Annotated in this window: 18 protein-coding genes; 7 read left to right on the top strand and 11 right to left on the bottom strand. The window is 31.1% G+C overall.

Annotated features, from left to right (window positions below; genetic code table 11):
* Positions 1-201: 201 nt before the first annotated feature.
* From fabZ to rpsB, 11 genes are all read right to left on the bottom strand, one after another.
* Positions 202-651, bottom strand: a complete 450-nt coding sequence (fabZ, locus tag BCI_RS02665; RefSeq protein WP_011520700.1) for a 3-hydroxyacyl-ACP dehydratase FabZ — start codon at positions 649-651, stop codon at positions 202-204.
* A 255-nt stretch (positions 652-906) separates the two neighbouring features.
* Positions 907-1,404 carry a molecular chaperone Skp gene (gene skp / locus BCI_RS02660; RefSeq protein WP_011520699.1) on the bottom strand — a complete coding sequence of 166 codons (498 nt, stop codon included), beginning with the start codon at positions 1,402-1,404 and terminating at the stop codon, positions 907-909.
* A gap of 78 nt (positions 1,405-1,482) precedes the next feature.
* The gene (bamA, locus tag BCI_RS02655; protein WP_049752735.1) at positions 1,483-3,888 is read right to left on the bottom strand and encodes an outer membrane protein assembly factor BamA; all 2,406 of its coding nucleotides are present in this window, start codon (positions 3,886-3,888) and stop codon (positions 1,483-1,485) included.
* The gene (gene rseP / locus BCI_RS02650) at positions 3,869-5,248 is read right to left on the bottom strand and encodes a sigma E protease regulator RseP (RefSeq protein ID WP_011520697.1); all 1,380 of its coding nucleotides are present in this window, start codon (positions 5,246-5,248) and stop codon (positions 3,869-3,871) included. Before rseP ends, bamA begins: the two co-directional genes overlap by 20 nt.
* Before the next feature lie 19 nt (positions 5,249-5,267).
* Positions 5,268-6,122, bottom strand: coding sequence for a phosphatidate cytidylyltransferase (gene cdsA / locus BCI_RS02645; protein ID WP_011520696.1), 855 nt, complete (start codon positions 6,120-6,122; stop codon positions 5,268-5,270).
* A gap of 9 nt (positions 6,123-6,131) precedes the next feature.
* A complete protein-coding gene (uppS, locus tag BCI_RS02640; RefSeq protein ID WP_011520695.1) occupies positions 6,132-6,893 on the bottom strand; it encodes a polyprenyl diphosphate synthase in 762 nt (253 codons plus the stop codon).
* A gap of 129 nt (positions 6,894-7,022) precedes the next feature.
* Positions 7,023-8,219 (bottom strand): 1-deoxy-D-xylulose-5-phosphate reductoisomerase, encoded by a 1,197-nt coding sequence (ispC, locus tag BCI_RS02635; protein ID WP_011520694.1) that lies wholly within the window; start codon positions 8,217-8,219, stop codon positions 7,023-7,025.
* 153 nt (positions 8,220-8,372) lie between these two features.
* Positions 8,373-8,930: a ribosome recycling factor gene (gene frr, locus BCI_RS02630; protein WP_011520693.1), complete on the bottom strand. Its 558-nt coding sequence runs from the start codon at positions 8,928-8,930 to the stop codon at positions 8,373-8,375.
* Positions 8,931-8,978: 48 nt separating this feature from the next.
* A complete protein-coding gene (gene pyrH, locus BCI_RS02625) occupies positions 8,979-9,728 on the bottom strand; it encodes a UMP kinase (protein ID WP_011520692.1) in 750 nt (249 codons plus the stop codon).
* Positions 9,729-9,787: 59 nt separating this feature from the next.
* On the bottom strand, positions 9,788-10,630 hold the full coding sequence (gene tsf, locus BCI_RS02620) for a translation elongation factor Ts (protein WP_011520691.1): 843 nt from the start codon (positions 10,628-10,630) through the stop codon (positions 9,788-9,790).
* A 42-nt stretch (positions 10,631-10,672) separates the two neighbouring features.
* Positions 10,673-11,371: a 30S ribosomal protein S2 gene (rpsB, locus tag BCI_RS02615; protein ID WP_011520690.1), complete on the bottom strand. Its 699-nt coding sequence runs from the start codon at positions 11,369-11,371 to the stop codon at positions 10,673-10,675.
* A 304-nt stretch (positions 11,372-11,675) separates the two neighbouring features.
* Here rpsB and map point away from each other — a divergent pair, with 304 nt between their 5' ends.
* From map to murD, 7 genes are all read left to right on the top strand, one after another.
* Positions 11,676-12,470 (top strand): type I methionyl aminopeptidase, encoded by a 795-nt coding sequence (gene map, locus BCI_RS02610; protein ID WP_011520689.1) that lies wholly within the window; start codon positions 11,676-11,678, stop codon positions 12,468-12,470.
* A 184-nt stretch (positions 12,471-12,654) separates the two neighbouring features.
* On the top strand, positions 12,655-13,521 hold the full coding sequence (gene queF, locus BCI_RS02605) for an NADPH-dependent 7-cyano-7-deazaguanine reductase QueF (protein ID WP_011520688.1): 867 nt from the start codon (positions 12,655-12,657) through the stop codon (positions 13,519-13,521).
* A 100-nt stretch (positions 13,522-13,621) separates the two neighbouring features.
* Positions 13,622-14,575 carry a 16S rRNA (cytosine(1402)-N(4))-methyltransferase RsmH gene (gene rsmH, locus BCI_RS02600; protein ID WP_011520687.1) on the top strand — a complete coding sequence of 318 codons (954 nt, stop codon included), beginning with the start codon at positions 13,622-13,624 and terminating at the stop codon, positions 14,573-14,575.
* 177 nt (positions 14,576-14,752) lie between these two features.
* Entirely contained in the window at positions 14,753-16,249 is a 1,497-nt protein-coding gene (gene murE / locus BCI_RS02595; protein WP_420021810.1) for a UDP-N-acetylmuramoyl-L-alanyl-D-glutamate--2,6-diaminopimelate ligase, read from the top strand.
* Between the two features lie 2 nt (positions 16,250-16,251).
* Positions 16,252-17,613 carry a UDP-N-acetylmuramoyl-tripeptide--D-alanyl-D-alanine ligase gene (gene murF / locus BCI_RS02590; RefSeq protein ID WP_011520685.1) on the top strand — a complete coding sequence of 454 codons (1,362 nt, stop codon included), beginning with the start codon at positions 16,252-16,254 and terminating at the stop codon, positions 17,611-17,613.
* Entirely contained in the window at positions 17,607-18,689 is a 1,083-nt protein-coding gene (mraY, locus tag BCI_RS02585; protein WP_011520684.1) for a phospho-N-acetylmuramoyl-pentapeptide-transferase, read from the top strand. The genes murF and mraY overlap by 7 nt, the downstream gene beginning before the upstream one ends.
* Before the next feature lies 1 nt (position 18,690).
* On the top strand, positions 18,691-20,031 hold the full coding sequence (murD, locus tag BCI_RS02580; RefSeq protein ID WP_011520683.1) for a UDP-N-acetylmuramoyl-L-alanine--D-glutamate ligase: 1,341 nt from the start codon (positions 18,691-18,693) through the stop codon (positions 20,029-20,031).

Here is a 20,031-nt window from a genome sequence, read left to right as displayed (position 1 = left end):
AATTTTATTCCTATAATCTATTTTTTATTAGCGGCTAAAATTAGTTGAAATTTATCTAGCTAACTATGAGCTAGTAACTAATTTAGTAGAAATTAAAGAATAGTTTATGATATTTGAAAAGTATTATTGCTTATTTCTTAATGTAAAATAGAAAAAGCTAAAGATAAAACATAAAGCACATTTACTAATATATAGTATATATTACTGTCTGCGTGCACACATCATTAATGCTTCACAAGCGACTTCGCCATCTACTGTCGTCACACCTTTAAAACGTGCTACTCCGCGACGTTCCTTAATAAATTTAACTTCTAGAATCATCTGATCACCTGGTTGTACTGGACGTTTAAAACGGGCATTATCGATAGCAGCAAAATAGTAAAGTTCACTAGAATCTAGTTTACCAGCACTTTTAAATGCTAATATTCCAGTAGCTTGTGCCATAGCTTCCAAAATTAATACCCCAGGAAAAATCGGTTTTCCTGGAAAATGACCCTGAAAAAAAGGTTCATTATAGGACACATTTTTGATTGCATATAGAAATTGCCACTTTTTAAAATCTATTACACGGTCTACCAACAAAAATGGAAAACGGTGGGGTAAAAGTTCTAATATCTCTTCAAGATGTAGAGTATGAGAGTTAGTAGTCAAAATACTCTTCCTATCGATTACTATGGTTTATACTAAGAAAGTATATTATGCTTATTAATTATAAGCATAACATAAATAATAAGTATTATGCATTAGTTAATATTTGTGATTAGCTAATTAAATTTAATTCAACCTAATCAGCTTAATAAATACTCAGGATCTAACTATATAGTTAGCTATGCATATTTATTAATTATGCATGGCTAACTTAAATAATCTGCCTTTGGATTATAATAACTAACTATAAGTTAGTTATTATAATACCTGTTTTAGCACATCAGCAGTAATATCTTTAGTATTATGAGCATAAGCAATAGCATTTACATCTATTACTACATCATAACCTTCTTTGCTAGCAATATTACCAACTATATTGTGGATATGACTAAGAATTTTATTACGTTCTTCATTTTGACGACGACGGTTATCTTGCTCAAATGCTTGAGCTTTGTGCGAAAAATTTTCTCTTTGCGCAATTACTGATCTCTCTAGTGCACTTCTTTCACTCGCTTTCATAGTAGAGCCATCACGCTGTAGACGCTGCATTTGAATTTGTAGATTTTGTTCTATTGATTGTAATTCAGTTACTCTATTTTGAAATTCTTTTTCTAGCTGTTTAGCAACTAAATCACGCTGCGGATACTGCTGAAAAATACTAGATATATTAACTACGGCAATTTTATCTGATGCCGTTGCATTGGTCGAAGCAACTAGTATTAATATGAGGCTAGTAGCATATAACCATTTTTTCACTATCGACTCCTTAGTCATATAATTATTTATAACTATGCTTGCCCATGAAGTATTCTATACTAATGTCGTTAGATAATATTACCACATTTTACCAATGCTAAATTGAAACTTCTCTAAGTTATCACTTTTGTTATTCTTAATAGGCTGCGCATAAGAAAATATTAATGGACCTATTGGTGACATCCATCGTAGAGTTATCCCACTAGATAAACGAATTGTGCTATTATAATAGGGCGTATCATATATAAGCAGATTATACCTGCTTTTATTATTTGTGTTCCATATACTACTTACATCTAAAAACAGTGATGTACGTACAAAATTATCACCATTTTTATTAAAAAATGGTGTGGGCATAATTAGCTCCGTACTAGTAGTTACAATAGCATTCCCATAGATAGTATTATTAGAATCTTCAAGAGAATATAAGCTTTTTATTCTTTCATAGAACTCAGATTGCTCATGAACTGTGTTAGTTGGTCCAATATCATTGCTTCTAAAACCTCGTATATTACTATAGAAACTATCATAAAATGGTAATTGTTTTCCGTATAAACCATTAGCATAACCAATATGCGTATGTCTAAATAACACCCAATGATGATTTTTACTCAATGGAATATAACGACTAGCATCAAAGTGTATTTTATAATATTTATTATTAGAACCAGGTAATGTTATATTACTTAATAAACCTATGCGTGATCCTAAAGTAGGAAAAATTTTATAATTAAAATCCTGATAATACCAACCTATATTAATTAATAAATCATCAGTATTAAAGTTTGCGTTATTTTTAGCTTTTATTTTTAGATAATGAGCACCAAATTTTAGTGGGGACCATCTAGTACTCTTTGGTGTAATATTGTTGTGTATATAATCAATACCTATACTTAAATTTTGATGAATATTTATGGGAAAACTAAGTGTTGTATTGAAACCATAACTTATTCTCTTATATTTAAAATAATTAGTATAATTACTATTCAAAGAATTCAAAAATATTTGATTTGCTAAACTTATTCCCGGAAACCTTAAATAAGGTTCTATCATCGATAGAGCAAGATAATTTTGGCAGGTATTTTTCATACCACTTAATCCTATAAATGTACCTGTACCTAGCCAATTCTTTTGGTTAATATCAAACTTAAAATTAATACGACTATTTCTGCTAAAATTCATTCCCGCACTAATACAACCAGTGTTGCGTTCTTTAACATGATAGATAATATCAACTAAATCTATTGAATATGGGATACGTTCTATCTTTGTTTTCACTTCTTTAAATAAACCTAAATTATTTAGATGTTTTTTATCTCTATTTACTAGCTGCCTGTTAAGTAAAGCTCCTTCTAGCTGTTGTATTTCACGACGTAATACCGTATCACTTGTAATGTAATTACCTTTAAAATAAATATAACGCACATAGAAGCGTGTGCCAGAATCAACTCTTAAATGTAGTTTTGCTGTTTGATTCCAATCATCTATTTCAATTTGAGTCCTAATTTGTGGATAAGGATATCCATAATTTTCTAGTAGTAGTTTAATTTCTTTTTTAATTTGATTTATTTTGGTTATATTATATAATTCTCCTGTTGGTATATTAGCTAACAGCTTAATATCAGAATATTGATCTGCTATAGCTCCATATAATATGGAACTACATAGTCTATATTTTAGACCTTCTGTAATATAAATAGTAATATAAACACCATTTTTATCTGGAACTATGTTAATCTGAGTTAAATCGATATGAAAACGTGCGTAACCACGATCTAAATAAAATTGGCGTAGATTTTTTAAATCATGATCTAACTTCATTTGTTGATATGTGCGGTTGCTTATGATATTCCACCATGGAACTTCATGTAATTGAAAGTTTGATATTAATTCTGTAGTTGTAAAAGATTTATTACCTATAATATTTATTTTCTTAATTGTAGCTGATTTACTTTCATTAACTATTAGTTTTAAGCTAACGCAATGACCTGGTAAAGGTGTAACTACTGCATAAATTGTAGCTTGATATTTAGCTAAATTAGCCAAGAAATTCTTTAATGTTTTTTCTAGTTTAAAAATAGTATTACGGTTAAGTACTTGACCTAATTTAATACCATTAAGATCCATTATCTTCTTTAGCTGATTAGTTTTCAGTAACTTATTTCCAGAAAAGCTAATGCTAGCAATCATAGGTCTTTCTTGAACTTCTATAATAATAGAACTACCATTCCGTAATATTTTTATATCTTCGAAATTTCCGGTAGCAAATAAAGCACGAATAGTATTATTAATTTTTTGAGTAGTTGCTATTTCACCTATATGTAAGTGTGTATTTAATAAAGCTGTACCAATACTAACTCGTTGTAGTCCTTTAAAATTAATATTTTGTATAATAAATTCATTAGCAGAATATACAGTAGTACTGCTAAAAAATAACAATACTACTAGTACTTTTATCATCTTATCATAGTCTAGATATATCATTTATAAGTGATATACACATGAATAAAGCTAGCAATATGGCGCTAATATAGTAACTATATTCTTGTAATTTTGGTGATATAGGGCTACCTTTAACTTTTTCAATTATTAAAAATAATAGATGACCTCCGTCAAGAATAGGTAACGGAAATAAGTTTATAATGCCAACATTAATACTAATTAATGCTAAAAACATAAGAAATGGTCTAAATCCATATTCAGCTGATATACCAGCACTATTAGCAATAGAAATAGGACCATGCAAAGTATCAAATGTTATATCTCCATTTATCAAATGGATTAACATAGAAACCGTCAATCGCATGATTTGCCAAGTGTGTTGAATAGCTTGAAGCAGCGCTGGAAAGATATCTAATGTTAATAGATTTTGATATTTATTTAGTGGTAAATAAGTTATTTTAGGTAAAATACCAGCAAAACCTTCTACTGTATCCTGAGATAGTCGTTGACTATCTGGAGTTAAAACTATCTTTATTAGGAAATTGTGACGTTTAATAGTAATAGTTAATTTTCTGCCAGGATTATCCTTTATTTTCATAATTACAGGTTGCCATTCACTAATACTCTGACCATCTATTTCAATAATTTTATCACCAGCTTGTAAACCTGCTTTGTCAGCAGCAGTACCTGCTATAACCTTATCAATAATCGGTTCGATACGTAGATCAGAAGGTATCAATCCTAATGCTACAACATTATCTTGATTTTTTTCATGTAATTTATAATGATTTAAATTAAGTACTTTTGTTTCAATTGTTCCAATATTTTGTGAACCAAATGGTGCTACACATATAGTAATTTTATGCTTATCCATATTATTAAGTAATTGCAAACGTACTGCATTCCAATTAGGTGTTATAACGTTTTCAACTGACTTAATTTCCATTCCAGGTAAAATATTAGCCTGAGCAACAATAGAATTGGGCGTAATACTATTAATAATAGGTGGATCATTTGGTATCCCTATAATGAATAACATCCAATAGGTAATCATAGCAAAAATGAAGTTACATATTGGTCCAGCAGCTACAATTATTGCACGTTGCCAAATATGTTTATGATTAAATGCTTTATTAAATCTGTTATTCACAGGTTCAGACGATACTATATCTGTATTTATTTCTAACATTTTTACATAACCACCTAAAGGAATAGCAGAAATAGCTAATTGAGTACCATATTTATCATGCCAACTCCAAATCTCTGGTCCTAAACCAATAGATAACTTATCTATTTGCACTCCACAGCAACGTGCTACCCAAAAGTGACCTAATTCATGGACTATAATTAAAACAGAAAGCGAACAGATAAAAGCGGAAATACTCCAACAAAAATGTAACATAATATCTCCAAGTTATAACTTATATAACATGAAAAACCTGCAGCATCAGACAGGCAAAAACTGGAACTGCAGCAGTTAAGCTATCTATACGATCTAACATGCCACCATGTCCTGGAATAATACATCCGCTATCCTTGATGCCAGCTTCACGTTTAAACATACTTTCAGTTAAATCTCCTACTATCGAAAAAAATACTGCTACTATAGAGCAGATAATTAGCTTAAACGGAGCTACATTTAGTGATACATAATAATTAAATAACCAAGCGATAATGGTAGATATTAATAAACCACTAATTAGTCCCTCCCAAGTCTTACCAGGAGAAATTTTTGGTGCTAGCTTATGACGACCTAAAGCACGCCCAAATATATAAGCACTAGAATCAGCGCTCCAAACTAAAAACATGAGATATAATGATATCCAAGATCCAAAAACAGAATTATCATTATGATTGGAATAACGTAAGCTTATCATCCCCCAGAAAAACGGGATGATCGTCAACAACCCAAATATCAAACGTAGTAAGTTAGATTTTTGCCAGAATACAGCAGTACGAGGATAACTTAGTATCAGTAATAGAGCTATTAACCACCATACCAAAGCTAACCATAGAATATAATTTTCTATAAATACCATTAATAATGGCCAATAAATAGGTATTATAAATGTCATTATAGTGATTAATAAACCACATGCTATTGATAGTAAAATACGTTTACTATCTGGAATTCCAGATAGTTGACCCCATTCTAAAGCACTTAACATACATATAGTTAACATAATTAACTTAAAAGCTATTAGTGGGAGCCAAAAAAGCATACCTATTACTACAGGTACTAAAAATATAGTTGTAATAATACGATATTTCAGCAATCATTCCCCCTAGGTATCTCTGTAATTATCAGGTTTAGTTCTACCAAAACGCCGTTCTCTTTGAGCAAAAGCATTTAGTGCACTTTCAAAAACAATATCATTAAAATCTGGCCATAAAACCTTGGTAAAAAATAGCTCAGCATAGGCTATTTGCCATAGTAAGAAGTTACTAATCCGTTGTTCACCACCAGTCCGAATTACTAAATCTACTGGAGCTAATTTATTCATGCATATATAACGGGATAAAATTTCTTCGTTTATTTGATCAGGACGCAGCATTCCTTGTTGGATTTTAATAGCAATTTTTTTAACACTCTTGATAATATCCCAACGTCCACTATAATTTGCTGCAATATTTAGATTTAGTCCATCGTTCTTGCTAGTTAGTGTTTCTGCACGACAAATCAGCTCCTGCAAACGAAAACTAAAACGATCAATATCACCAATTATATTTAGACATATATTATGTTTATGCAAAATATTAATTTTGCTATCTAATAAACGAATAAATAGCTCCATAAGAGCGGATACATCTTGTACAGGACGATGCCAATTTTCGCGGCTAAATGCATATAGTGTTAAAGCTTTTAACTTATGTTGAACAGCAAAGCTAATAGCACGGCGGACAGATTTAACACCAGCTTGATGACCAAATATAGGTAACTTACTTTGCTTCTTTGCCCAACGACCATTACCATCCATAATAATAGCTACATGTTGTGGTGATATAGCATGTTGTTTATTATGTTGTTGGTTTTCTTTTAATATCATGTTACTATATTCCCCTAGACATAATACGAAAAAATATTTTGTTACTACTTAAGTAGTAGAACTACATTAACTTATTTTGCATATCATTTTCATATAGTAATTATTATATCTTGAGGATAACAGATTAATTTATAGTGCTAAATAACGAATACTGAGGTGGGCATTTATACGTGCTTGACGGTCAATACATAATACTTCTTCTATACTAGAAGGTTCTTCTAAATTAATTTTATCTAGTACCATCTGGTTTACAGAGGCAATATCAGTAAAACGAATTTTTCTTTGCAAGAAAGCTGCTACTGCTACTTCGTTAGCCGCATTTAATGTTGTTGTAGCTGCTTGTCCAAGCTTACTTGCTTCAATCGCAAGTTGTAAACATGGATAACGTTTATTATCTGGTTGATCAAAACTGAGCGTACCAAGTTGTAAAAAGTTTAAAGGTGTAACTTTTATGGGAACTCTAGTAGGATATGATAGAGCATAAGTAATAGGAATACGCATATCTGGATATGCTAGCTGCGCTAGCACACTACCATCTACATAACGTACCATTGAATGAAAAATAGATTGTGGGTGCAAAAGTACTTCGATTTGGTCAGTAGACGCATTAAATAAACAACGTGCCTCAATATACTCTAATCCTTTATTCATCATAGTCGCTGAATCTACTGATATCTTACGTCCCATAGACCAATTGGGATGTATGCAAGCTTGATCTGATGTTATTGTAGCTAATGCATCTAGCGGTGTTTGACGAAATGGTCCACCAGAACCAGTTAAGATAATTTGCGAAACACCGTATTTAGATAGTGATAGACACCCTAGTTGACGTTGAATAGGTTCCGGTAAAATTTGAAAAATTGCATTATGTTCGCTATCTACTGGTAATAGCTGTGCGTTATGCTGATGTACCTCATTCATAAATAGTCTACCACAACTAACTAGTGACTCTTTATTTGCTAGTAATACTCTTTTACCAGCACGTAATGCTGATAAAGTTGATAGCAAACCATCTACACCTGCAATTGCTGCCATAACGGTATCAATCTCTTTTAGTGCAGCTAGTTCACAAGCAGCCTGATTACCAGAAATAATATTAATAGCAATTCCTAGTTGAGCTAAGTTAGCTTTTAGTTCCCTAGCAGCCCTTTTATCGACCATTCCTACCCAAGATGGACGGAAATCTAAACACTGCTTAGTCATTAAAGTAAAGTTGTTTTTTGCTACTAGTGCACGTACAGTAAACTTATCAGGGTTTTGTTTAATTACCGTTAATGTGCTAGTTCCAATAGAACCTGTGCTTCCTAGAATAGTTAAATACTTCATGTCATAATTTAGTATTAATAAAATTAATTACATTATGTATAATATTTAAATTAAATATAATCCTAAATACTATAGTAGTTATTTAAAACTTCTCTTTACTTCAAATAATTATTCAGCTATTTTTAGCGAATTTTTATCTAGATAGACAGTCGACTAAAAATCGATTAATTCTCTCTCTTTTTCAGATAGGATCTGATCTAATCTTCTAATCCAAGCTTCTGTAATTTTCTGAATTTCAGATTGAGATCGACGTTCTTCATCTATACTTATCGCTTTATTTTTCAGTAATATTTTTATATGATCGTTAGCATCACGTCGTATGTTACGTACAGAAATCTTTCCTTGTTCTGCTTCGTTACGAACTATTTTAATTAGATTACGGCGTCGTTCTTCAGTAAGAGATGGTAACTGTACCCGGATAATTGTTCCAGATAAATCAGGAGTTAAACCTAAATCTGAAATAATAATAGCTTTTTCTACTCGTTTAATTATTGACTGATCGAATAAAGTAATTACCAATGTACGAGTATCTTCTACTATAATATTAGCTAACTGACGTAAAGGCATTATTGAGCCATAGTAATCTACTTTAATATTATCTAGTAAGTTAGGGTTAGCACGGCCAGTACGTAACTTACTAATATTATTTTTAAATGTTTCTAAACATTTTTCCATACGTACTTCAGCATCTTGGCGAATGTTATTGATCACTTTGATATTTCCTAAACTGAATATTTTGGATAAATAATATATTAACTGTTATATATTATAATTAACCTTATTAATTTTAGGTGTATAAATAAGCGTACCTTCCTTTTTTCCCATGACTACTCTCCATAGTGCACCAGGTTTATTTATATTAAATACCCTAATAGGCAAATGGTTATCATGTGCTAATGTTAGTGCAGTTAAATCCATAATTTTTAGTTCTTGTTTTAGTATATCTTTATAATTTAATTGATCGTAAAGAATAGCATCTGGATCAATCTTAGGATCTGCAGAAAAAACACCATCAACTTTAGTTGCTTTAAGTACTACATCTGCTCCTATTTCTAGACCACGTAAACAAGCAGCAGAATCAGTAGTAAAAAAAGGATTTCCTATTCCAGCAGCAAATATAACTACTATATTCTTTTCAAGTAAATCAATAGCTTTGTCTAAATTGTATAACTCACAAATACCATCTAATGGTATAGCTGATAGAATATTAGCATTAATGTTAATATGTAGCATTGTATTCCGGATTGCTAAACTATTTATCACAGTTGCTAGCATACCCATATGATCACATACAACACGTTGTATACCTAAATGAGCTAGTAGAGTACCTCTGAATAGATTACCTCCACCTATAACTATACCAATATTTATTTTAAATTTTATTAGTTCTTTTATTTCTTGAACTATACGATTTAAAGCATTAGTATCTATTCCAAAATTATTTTTACCCTGTAAAGCTTCCCCACTTAATTTCAGTAATATACGTTGATATATTGGTTTAATTGTCATTAAAAATATTTTTTTAATTATATATTATATAAGATTAGTATTATTTTATTACTTAATACTTACGATTCGTTAGCTTTGTAATGTTCTTCTTGTTCTATCCATTCACCTACTTCAAAACGAATAAAGTTTTTTACTATAATATTATAGTGCTCAAGTATTTGCCCAACTTTCTGACTAGGATCGATAATAAAGTTCTGGTCCAGAAGCGAGATATCTCGAGTAAATTCACGCATACGACCTTCTACAATTTGTTGTATTACTTTTTGTGGTTTATTGGATTGCATAGCAATATTCAGCTGAATTTTATGTTCACGAGATATTATATAACTTGGTATGTCATTTACTTGAATATATTTAGGCTTCATTGCTGCAATATGCATAGCAATTTGTTTCCCTAAATACAAATTTTGGCTAATATTATTAGCAGACAATAGAACTCCAATACGGGTATCATGTAAATATGATACTATTAAATTACCTTCTAGAGTATTGATACGACGGATATTAATATTTTCACCAACAGTATCTACAAGAGTAATCCTTTTTTCTTCAAATAATGATTTAATTTCCTCTAAACTACTTATCTTTTGATTTAATGCAGTAGTGATAATATCTTCGCCGAAGTTTTTAAATATTTTATCCTTAGCAACGAAATCAGTTTCACAATTTAGTTCTATTATGACACCATACTGACTATTATGATTTATTTTAGTCAGAATTATTCCTTGAGCAGTTATACGACTAGATTTATTTGCAGCCGTTATTTGCCCTGATTTACGTAGGTTATCGATAGCTAACTCGATATCACCATTAGCTTCAATTAATGCTTTTTTGCACTTCATAAGCCCAGCATTAGTACGATCACGTAATTGTTTTACTAAAGTTGTGGTAATTGCAACCATCATTTGTCTCTCCGTATTTTACGAGATACCATAATTTTACTCTTATATTTCAAGAGCATTTTTCTGATGACCTTCACTTATGGCATGTGCTACTGCAGTTAAATATAAATTTATAGCACGAATAGCATCGTCATTACCTGGAATAATAAAATCAATGCCATTAGGATCTGTATTAGTATCAACTACAGCGAAAACTGGAATTCCAAGATTATTAGCTTCTTTTACTGCAATCTTCTCACGTTCAGCATCAATAACAAATAATGCGTCTGGCAAACCACCTAGATCTTTAATACCACCTAAGCTTTTTTCTAGTTTTTCAAGCTTACGATTGCATATTATTGCTTCTTTCTTAGTTAGTTTATCTAATGTTCCATCTTGAGACTGAGTTTCAAGTTCTTTTAGGTGTTTAATAGATTGACGAACTGTTTTCCAATTAGTCAACATTCCACCTAACCAACGATGGTTAACAAAAAATTGATCACAGCTCCTTGCTGCTTCTTTTATTGCTTCGCTTGCTGCACGCTTCGTTCCGACAAATAAAATTTTACCTTTACGCGATGCTATCTTATTTAGCTCAAATAAAGCATTATTAAACATTGGTGCAGTTTGTTCTAAGTTAATAATATGAATTTTATTACGAACACCGAATATAAATGGCTTCATTCTCGGGTTCCAATATCGAGTTTGATGTCCAAAGTGGACACCTGCATGAAACATATCATGCATCAAAACTGTTACCATATAAAACCTCTATTTATTTTAGTATTAATTTATATAATATAAACTATAATTGTAGGCACACTAATAAGACGCTTATCTAACATGAGTCATTTCATTAGATTATACACATCGGCATGCATATTATACTAAATATGTATGATTTTAGAGCAAAGTTTGCAAATGAATAAATTAATGTACTTTATAGTATAAAGTATGTTTAGTTTATACTAAATATTGGACTTCTTAGATCAATATTCCTAATATTCGGAAAAATATTGATAATTTACTGTATTATTACTGAGTAGAATTAAATTCTAATTTAGTTATGTCTATTTTAATTAAAACATCTCAAGATATCATAAAAATGCGTATTGCTGGTCAGCTAGCTGCTGAGGTACTGCAAATAATAAAACCATATATTAAACCTGGTATTAGCACCGGTGACTTAGATCATATATGTAATGAATATATTACTATAAAACAACAGGCTATTTCTGCCTCTCTTGGTTATCATGGCTTTCCTAAATCCATATGTACTTCGGTTAATGAAGTAGTATGTCATGGTATTCCTAGTTACAAAAAAAAATTAAAAAGCGGAGATATAATTAATATTGATGTTTCGGTAATTAAAGATGGTTTTTATGGAGATACATCAGCAATGTTTTTAGTAGGTAAGCCTACAATTTTAGGTGAACGTTTATGTCGTATTGCTCAAGAAAGCTTATACTTAGCTATCCGCATGGTACGTCCAGGCATAAGTCTACGGGCTATTGGTAAAGCAATTCAACAGTTTGTTGAATCAAAAAATTTCTCTGTTGTACGTGAGTATTGTGGACATGGTATTGGTAAAAACTTTCATGAAGAACCACAGGTTCTTCATTATGACGCTGATGATGGTGGAGTTATATTACAGTCTGGTATGGCATTCACTATAGAACCCATGATAAACGCAGGTAAATTCAGAACACGTACTATGAAAGATGGTTGGACTGTAAAAACGCAAGATAATAGTTTTTCTGCTCAGTATGAGCATACGATAGTAGTTATCGAAGATGGTTGTGAAATAATGACATTACGTGCTGATGAATTAGTACCAGTAACAATACACCATTCAAGTTAATACTTTATATATAGTTTACTAATGTTGTTAGTTAAAAGTAAAATTAATGGTATGTACATTATATATGTCTTAGACAGATATTGCTAAAATATAATTATTTATTAATAATATTAGTTATATTTTACTAAATTTTAGTAGCAATGATTTTAGTAATATATAGCAATATTAATAATTGAGATCTTAAATGAAAAATTCTATATTGACAGATCAACAATATCAATTACTGCAAAAATTTAAATTAGATAAAAGTAAAATATCATATCGAACACACTATAATCCTATGTTACTTCAGCCGATACCACGTACTATTCATCGTGAATTACTGGGAATTTCATCAATATCCTTACCTTTTCAAGGGGCTGATTTTTGGACATTATACGAACTATCATGGTTAAATAAATATGGTTTACCGCAAGTTGCAATTGGTGAAATGATAATTGATGCAACTAGCGATAATTTAATTGAATCTCAAAGTCTTAAGCTTTACTTAAATAGTATTAACCAAACTTGTTTTTCATCTGAGCAAGAATTACGAAATACATTAATAACAGATATAACTAAGTGTATTAATAGTCAAGTTAAGATTACTATCCATTCACTAAGTCAATGGATGACAGTACCTATATTAGAATTTACAGGTGAGTGCATAGATAATCAGTCAATACAGATTGATAACGATAATTATATTTTCAATTCGAATTTACTAGTCAATTCGGTAGAAAGAGAAAAAGTTAAAGAAACACTTGTTAGTCATCTGCTAAAATCTAATTGTCCAATCACTAATCAGCCAGATTGGGGATCAGTTCAAATTAGTTATTATGGTATGCGTATAAACCGTGAAGCTCTACTACGATACTTAATCTCTTTTCGTAAGTATAAAATTTTCCACGAACAATGTGTAGAACAAATTTACTGCGATATAATGCAATTTTGTTTACCAAATACGCTATCAGTATATGTTAGATATAATCGTCGTGGAGGCTTAGATATTAATCCTTGGCGTAGTAATATATCCTATTCACCGGTAAACAGACCACTTGCACGACAATAATTATATCATTTATTCTGTATTTTAATTAATTATAGTTATAGATAAAATCTATATTTATTATTGAATACTTTTAACGAAAAATTATGGTGAAATTATTTCTATAGCAATAGATTATGACAAACATATTCCTGTACTACTTAATGAAGCAGTAACAGCTCTTAATATAAAAAAAGATGGGATATATATAGATGGTACCTTTGGTCGTGGTGGACATTCGCGTTTAATTTTATCTAAGTTAGGAAACAAAGGACGTTTACTAGCAATCGATCGTGATCCAGCTGCTATAGCAGCTGGTAGGAATATTCATGATTTACGTTTTACCATTGTACAACGACCCTTTTCTACTATAGCTGATTATATAGCGGAACTAAATTTAATCGGATGTATAGATGGTATTTTATTAGATCTTGGTATATCTTCACCTCAATTAGCAGATCCAGATCGTGGTTTTTCATTTAGACATAATGGGAAATTAGATATGCGTATGGATACTACTTGTGGAATATCTGCAAGGGAATGGTTGAAGCAAGCCTCTGTACAAGAGATGACTTGGGTTTTACAACACTTTGGTGAAGAACGATTTGCCAAGCGAATTAGTCAAGCTATTTTTCACCAAAATCGCCGACGTTTGATAACTAGCACTAGTGAACTAGCAAAGTTAATCACGACAATAGTTCCATGGAGTAATAAACATAAACATCCAGCAACTCGTAGTTTCCAGGCTATTAGAATATATATTAATAACGAACTAAAAGAAATTGAACAGGTATTAAATAGTGCACTAAATATTTTAGCTATAGGAGGGAAATTAGTTGTAATTAGTTTTCATTCACTTGAGGATAGACTAGTTAAATATTTTATTAATAAACATAGTAAATTACCACTACCTCCTACAGGTATCTCTTTAACAGAAAAGCAGATTGCCGATCTCTATAAAAATCGCCATTTAACATTAAAAAATTTAGGTAAAATACGGCCATCAATACAGGAAATAAAAGTCAATCCTAGAGCTCGTAGTGCTTTGCTTCGTTTTGCCGAAAAATTAGATATATAAACAGCAGTTGATAATTGCTTTGTTCATTTTTATGAATTTTGCTAATTTTTATTTAGTAAACTAAATTATTGATTTATCCTATTATAGGTACAGAATCTAACTCGCATGAGTTATGTATTGATAAAATTAAGCTGATATATATCTATTTCATTATAGTGAGGTAGAAAGAATATTTAGTTGGTTACCATGACTTTACGTGAGCTGCTGGCGCCATGGATTAAACAAATTCCATTTGAATGTTTAATTACTGGCATCAGTATGAATAGTATGACAGCTCAATATGGTGATTTGTTTATAGCTATACAAGGTCATAAACAAGATGGAAGAGATTACATACCTTCTGCAATAGCAAAAGGTGTAGCTGCTATTTTAGCTGAAGCAAAAGGCCAAACAAAACATGGTGAAATACATAAATTACATGATGTACCCATTATTTATTTTAATCAACTAAATAAAATGTTATCAGCAATTGCTGGACATTTTTATCAGCAACCATCACGTTTTTTACGTTTAATTGGTATTACAGGCACTAATGGTAAGACCACTATTAGCTATCTCTTAGCTAATTGGTTATCTTTATTAGGTGAAACTAGTGCTGTTATGGGTACTATAGGTAATGGTATATTTGGTAATCTTAATGCTAGTAATAATACTACTAGCTCAGCCATTGAAATACAGCGTTTCTTAAGACAAGTTTGTGATCAAGGAGTTAAATTTAGTATCATAGAAGTATCTTCTCATGGATTAGTACAAGATAGAGTCAGTAATTTAAATTTTGCGGCTGCTGTTTTTTCAAATCTTAGTCAAGATCACTTAGATTATCATCTTGATATGGTGCAGTACGAAAAAGCAAAATGGAAATTATTTAGCGAATTAAATGTATCTAAACGTATTATTAATGTGGATGATACAGTTGGTAAAAATTGGTTAGTACATTTACCACAAGCCGTAGCTGTCACAGCCAATAATTCAATTCCACATAATTGGCCAGGTTACTGGTTATGTGCGCGTAAAATTATACATCATACCTCTGGTGTAAATATTAATTTTAATTCCTATTGGGGAAGTGGTGAGATTTATAGCAATCTTATTGGCGAATTCAATGTAAGTAACATATTACTTTCTTTAGCAACCCTACTTGTATTAGGATATTCACTTAAAAATTTAGTAAAGACTTCTAGAAAACTACAGGCTATATGTGGTCGTATGGAAGTATTTTCAGCACATGGTTGGCCTGTAGTGATCGTTGATTATGCTCATACGCCAGATGCATTAGCAAAAGCACTCTTAGCAGTTAAGATGCGTTGCCAAGGTAAGATATGGTGTATTTTTGGCTGTGGTGGTAATCGTGACAAAAGCAAGCGACCGATAATGGGTGCAATTGCAGAGGAATATGCTGACTATATCATAATTACTAATGATAATCCACGTTGGGAAGAACCACAGGATATTATAGAGGATATTAAGTGTGGATTTATTAATGGAAATCATACTAATAAAACAGTAATACTATGTCGTTCACTTGCAATTCAGCACGCAATCATACATGCTTCTCCTCAAGATATAATTCTAATAGCAGGTAAAGGTCACGAAAATTACCAGATTATAAAAGGTAAGCAATTTTATTATTCTGATCGTATTGTTGTCTCTAATATGTTAAAACTAGAGGTTTAATAATGATACCATTTATGTTACACGATATTATCACAATACTTCGTGCTAAAGTATATGGTATTAATCCTATGATTGAAGATGTCACTACTGATTCGCGGACTATAGGTAAAAATTGTCTTTTTATTGCACTTCATGGAACTAGATTTGACGCACATTTTTTTGCAAAAAATGCAGTATTAGCTGGTGCTAGTGCAATTTTAGTAAATCGTCAGCTACCACTAAATATTCCACAACTAATAGTAGAAGATACTCTACTAGCTTTAAAACAATTAAGCTATTGGGTTCGCAAGCAAGTATCAGCACGAGTAATCGCGCTGACTGGTTCATCTGGAAAAACATCTGTCAAAGAAATGACAGCTTCTATATTACGTCAATGTGGTAAAGTTTTAGCTACACAGGGAAATTTAAATAATGATATTGGTGTCTCGCTGACATTACTTCGTCTTACTCCTCAAGATGATTTTGCTATTATTGAATTAGGTGCTAATCATATTGGAGAAATTAGCTCAAATGCTAACCTAGTACTACCAGAAATAGCATTAGTTAATAATATATCTTTTTCTCATTTAGCTGGTTTTGGTTCTCTAGCTGGTGTTGCACAAGCCAAAGGGGAAATTTTTACTAAATTACCAGGTAATGGTCTTGTTATTTTAAATGAAAATAGTAACGATTGGTTAAATTGGCAGCAAGGATCAAAATGCAAAACAGTATGGCGTTTTTCGCTCAATAAAACCGATAACGTCCAATTTTTTGCAACTAAAATAGTAAGTAATTTACATAGTATGTATTTTACTTTACATAGTCCACAAGGTAGTTGCCAGGTACAATTACCAATGTTAGGTAAACATAATATTACTAATGCATTAGCAGCTAGTGCATTAGCAATAGCAGTTGGTGCAAATTTATCCGCAGTAAGCTTAGGTTTATCTAAAGTAAAACCTATACCAGGTCGTTTATGCCCAATCCAACTAGATGTTGGTAAATTATTAATTGATGATAGCTATAATGCTAATGTTAATTCTATGATAGCTGCAGCACAAGTCTTATCTGAAATGCCAGGTTATTTAGTAATGGTAGTTGGTGATATGGCGGAGCTAGGTGAAAAAGAAATTAAATATCACCAACAAGTTGGCAAATTTATTGCTATGGTTGGTATAAATAAAGTTTTAAGTATTGGAAACCTTAGTTATATCATTAGCAATACTAGTAGAAGAGGAGAACATTTTAATAATAAATCCGCATTAACTAACCGTCTTATTCAGTTATTATTAAAATATAATATTATTACTATTTTAGTTAAAGGATCACGTAATACTACAATGGAGCAAGTAATCCAGGAATTAAAGGAGAAAAGCGCGTGTTAGTTTATTTGGCTAATTATTTTGCCAAATTATATTCTTGTTTCAACATTTTTTCCTATTTAACCTTTCGTGCTATAATTAGCCTATTAACAGCATTATTTATTTCTCTATTAATTGGTCCTTTTTTGATCACTTGGTTACAAAAATTACAAATTAGTCAGGTTATTAGTATTCATGGTCCTCAATCACACTTTAAAAAAAGTGGAACACCTACTATGGGTGGATTAATAATGTTGTTATCAATAACTATTTCTATACTGCTATGGACTTGCTTATCAAATCCTTATGTATGGTGTGTTCTATTTGTATTAATAGGATATGGTATTATTGGTTTTATTGATGATTATCAGAAAGTTATACATAATAATAGCAAAGGTTTAATGGCTAGATGGAAATACTTCTGGCAATCAGTTATTGCCATAATAATAGCTTACATAATGTTTCTAATGGGTAAAAATACTCCAGCAACACAACTAGTTATGCCTTTTGTAAAAACTATTATGCCACAATTAGGACTATGGTATATAGTATTAACTTATTTTGCAATTGTTGGTGCGAGTAACGCTGTTAATCTTACTGATGGTTTAGATGGTTTAGCAATAATACCAGCAGTATTTGTTGCTGCAGGTTTTGCCTTAATAGCTTGGGCGACGGGTAATATAAATTTTTCTAGTTATCTTCATATTCCATATATTTACTTTGCTAGCGAATTAGTTATTGTTTGTACCGCAATTGTAGGCGCTGGTTTGGGTTTATTATGGTTTAATACTTATCCAGCTCAAATATTCATGGGTGATGTTGGAGCATTATCTTTAGGTGGAGCATTAGGTATTATTGCAGTCCTTTTACGCCAGGAGTTTTTGCTACTAATTATGGGTGGTATATTTGTAGTAGAAACTATGTCAGTTATTTTGCAAGTTACTTCTTTTAAACTACGACGAAAGCGACTTTTTCGTATGGCACCTATTCATCATCATTATGAGTTAAAAGGATGGCCAGAACCACGTATTATTGTGCGTTTCTGGATTATTTCTTTAGTATTTGTTTTAATTGGATTAGCTACACTTAAAGTACGATAAAATGACTAATTATTATGGTCATAATATTGTTATTATAGGATTAGGAATAACAGGTATTACTTGTGTTAATTTTTTTAGATCTCGTGGAATTACACCACGTGTAATGGATACCCGTTATAATCCACCACAACTAAATCAGTTACCTAAAGATATACAATATTGGTTAGGTGAACTAAAAATAGAATGGCTACTAGCTGCTACACTAATAGTAATTAGTCCTGGTATTTCTTTATCGCATCCAGCTATAAATACAGCAATGAAATGTGGTATTGAGATAATTGGAGATGTTGAATTATTTTTGCGTGAAGTAACAGTACCAGTAGTAGCTATTACTGGTACTAATGGTAAAAGTACTGTTGCTAAGCTAGTAGGTACTATGGCAAATTGTGCAGGGTTAAAAGTTGGAGTTGGTGGTAATATAGGTTACCCTGTTTTATCACTATTACAACAATCTCATCAACTATATGTTCTTGAACTATCTAGTTTTCAGTTAGAAACGACTAAAAATTTAAAAGTAGCAGTAGCAACTATTTTAAATATTAGTGAAGATCATATGGATCGTTATCCTTTAGGTTTACAACAATACCGAGAAGCTAAACTAAAAATTTATAAACAAGCTAAGATTTATATAATTAACGATGATGATAAACTTACATTACCAGCTAATAGTACTAATAAAGAATATTGTTCTATTATTAAATTTGGTATTAAATCAGGTCATTATTGTCTTGGTGATTATCAAGGAAAACAATGGCTAATGGCTTATGGTAAACCATTATTAGATTGTAATGAAATTAAAATAATTGGTAGGCATAATCTATTAAATGCATTAGCAGCATTAGCATTAGCAGAGGCCATAGCAATACCACGTCAAGCTTGTTTGATTGCATTACGTCAATTTTCTGGGTTAATGCATCGCTTTGAGCTAGTTTTAGAAAGAAAAGGTATACGTTGGATTAATGACTCAAAAGCTACTAATGTAGGTAGTACTAAAGCAGCACTTAATGAACTAACAGTAGATGGAACCTTACATCTATTACTTGGTGGAGATGGCAAATTAGCAGACTTCTCATCATTACAACCATTTGTACAAGGTAACAATATACATCTTTACTGTTTTGGTAAAGATAGTAAGAAGTTAGCAGCACTAAACCAACATTCAGCTACTATTACTCAAACTTTATCACAAGCAATGCATATAATCAATAACCAAGTAAAAGCAGGAGATGTTGTATTATTATCTCCTGCTTGTTCTAGTTTAGATCAATTCGAAAATTTTAAAGTACGAGGTAAAACTTTTACTAATTTAGTATTTGAATTTAATGATGGTAATAATAATTAA

Source organism: Baumannia cicadellinicola str. Hc (Homalodisca coagulata), assembly GCF_000013185.1.
GTDB classification, from domain to species: domain Bacteria; phylum Pseudomonadota; class Gammaproteobacteria; order Enterobacterales; family Enterobacteriaceae; genus Baumannia; species Baumannia cicadellinicola_E.
Note: the sequence above shows the minus strand (reverse complement) of the source record. Positions and strands in the feature narration are given on the sequence as shown.

Bases quoted from the DNA above. Each gene is read 5' to 3' on its own strand.
- murF (WP_011520685.1), top strand. From the start codon at position 16,252: ATGATACCATTTATGTTACACGATATTATCACAATACTTCGTGCTAAA.
- uppS (WP_011520695.1), bottom strand. From the start codon at position 6,893: ATGATATTAAAAGAAAACCAACAACATAATAAACAACATGCTATATCA.
- murD (WP_011520683.1), top strand. From the start codon at position 18,691: ATGACTAATTATTATGGTCATAATATTGTTATTATAGGATTAGGAATA.
- rpsB (WP_011520690.1), bottom strand. From the start codon at position 11,371: ATGGTAACAGTTTTGATGCATGATATGTTTCATGCAGGTGTCCACTTT.
- bamA (WP_049752735.1), bottom strand. From the start codon at position 3,888: ATGATATATCTAGACTATGATAAGATGATAAAAGTACTAGTAGTATTG.
- queF (WP_011520688.1), top strand. From the start codon at position 12,655: ATGAAAAATTCTATATTGACAGATCAACAATATCAATTACTGCAAAAA.
- pyrH (WP_011520692.1), bottom strand. From the start codon at position 9,728: ATGACAATTAAACCAATATATCAACGTATATTACTGAAATTAAGTGGG.
- tsf (WP_011520691.1), bottom strand. From the start codon at position 10,630: ATGGTTGCAATTACCACAACTTTAGTAAAACAATTACGTGATCGTACT.
- ispC (WP_011520694.1), bottom strand. From the start codon at position 8,219: ATGAAGTATTTAACTATTCTAGGAAGCACAGGTTCTATTGGAACTAGC.
- map (WP_011520689.1), top strand. From the start codon at position 11,676: ATGTCTATTTTAATTAAAACATCTCAAGATATCATAAAAATGCGTATT.
- rseP (WP_011520697.1), bottom strand. From the start codon at position 5,248: ATGTTACATTTTTGTTGGAGTATTTCCGCTTTTATCTGTTCGCTTTCT.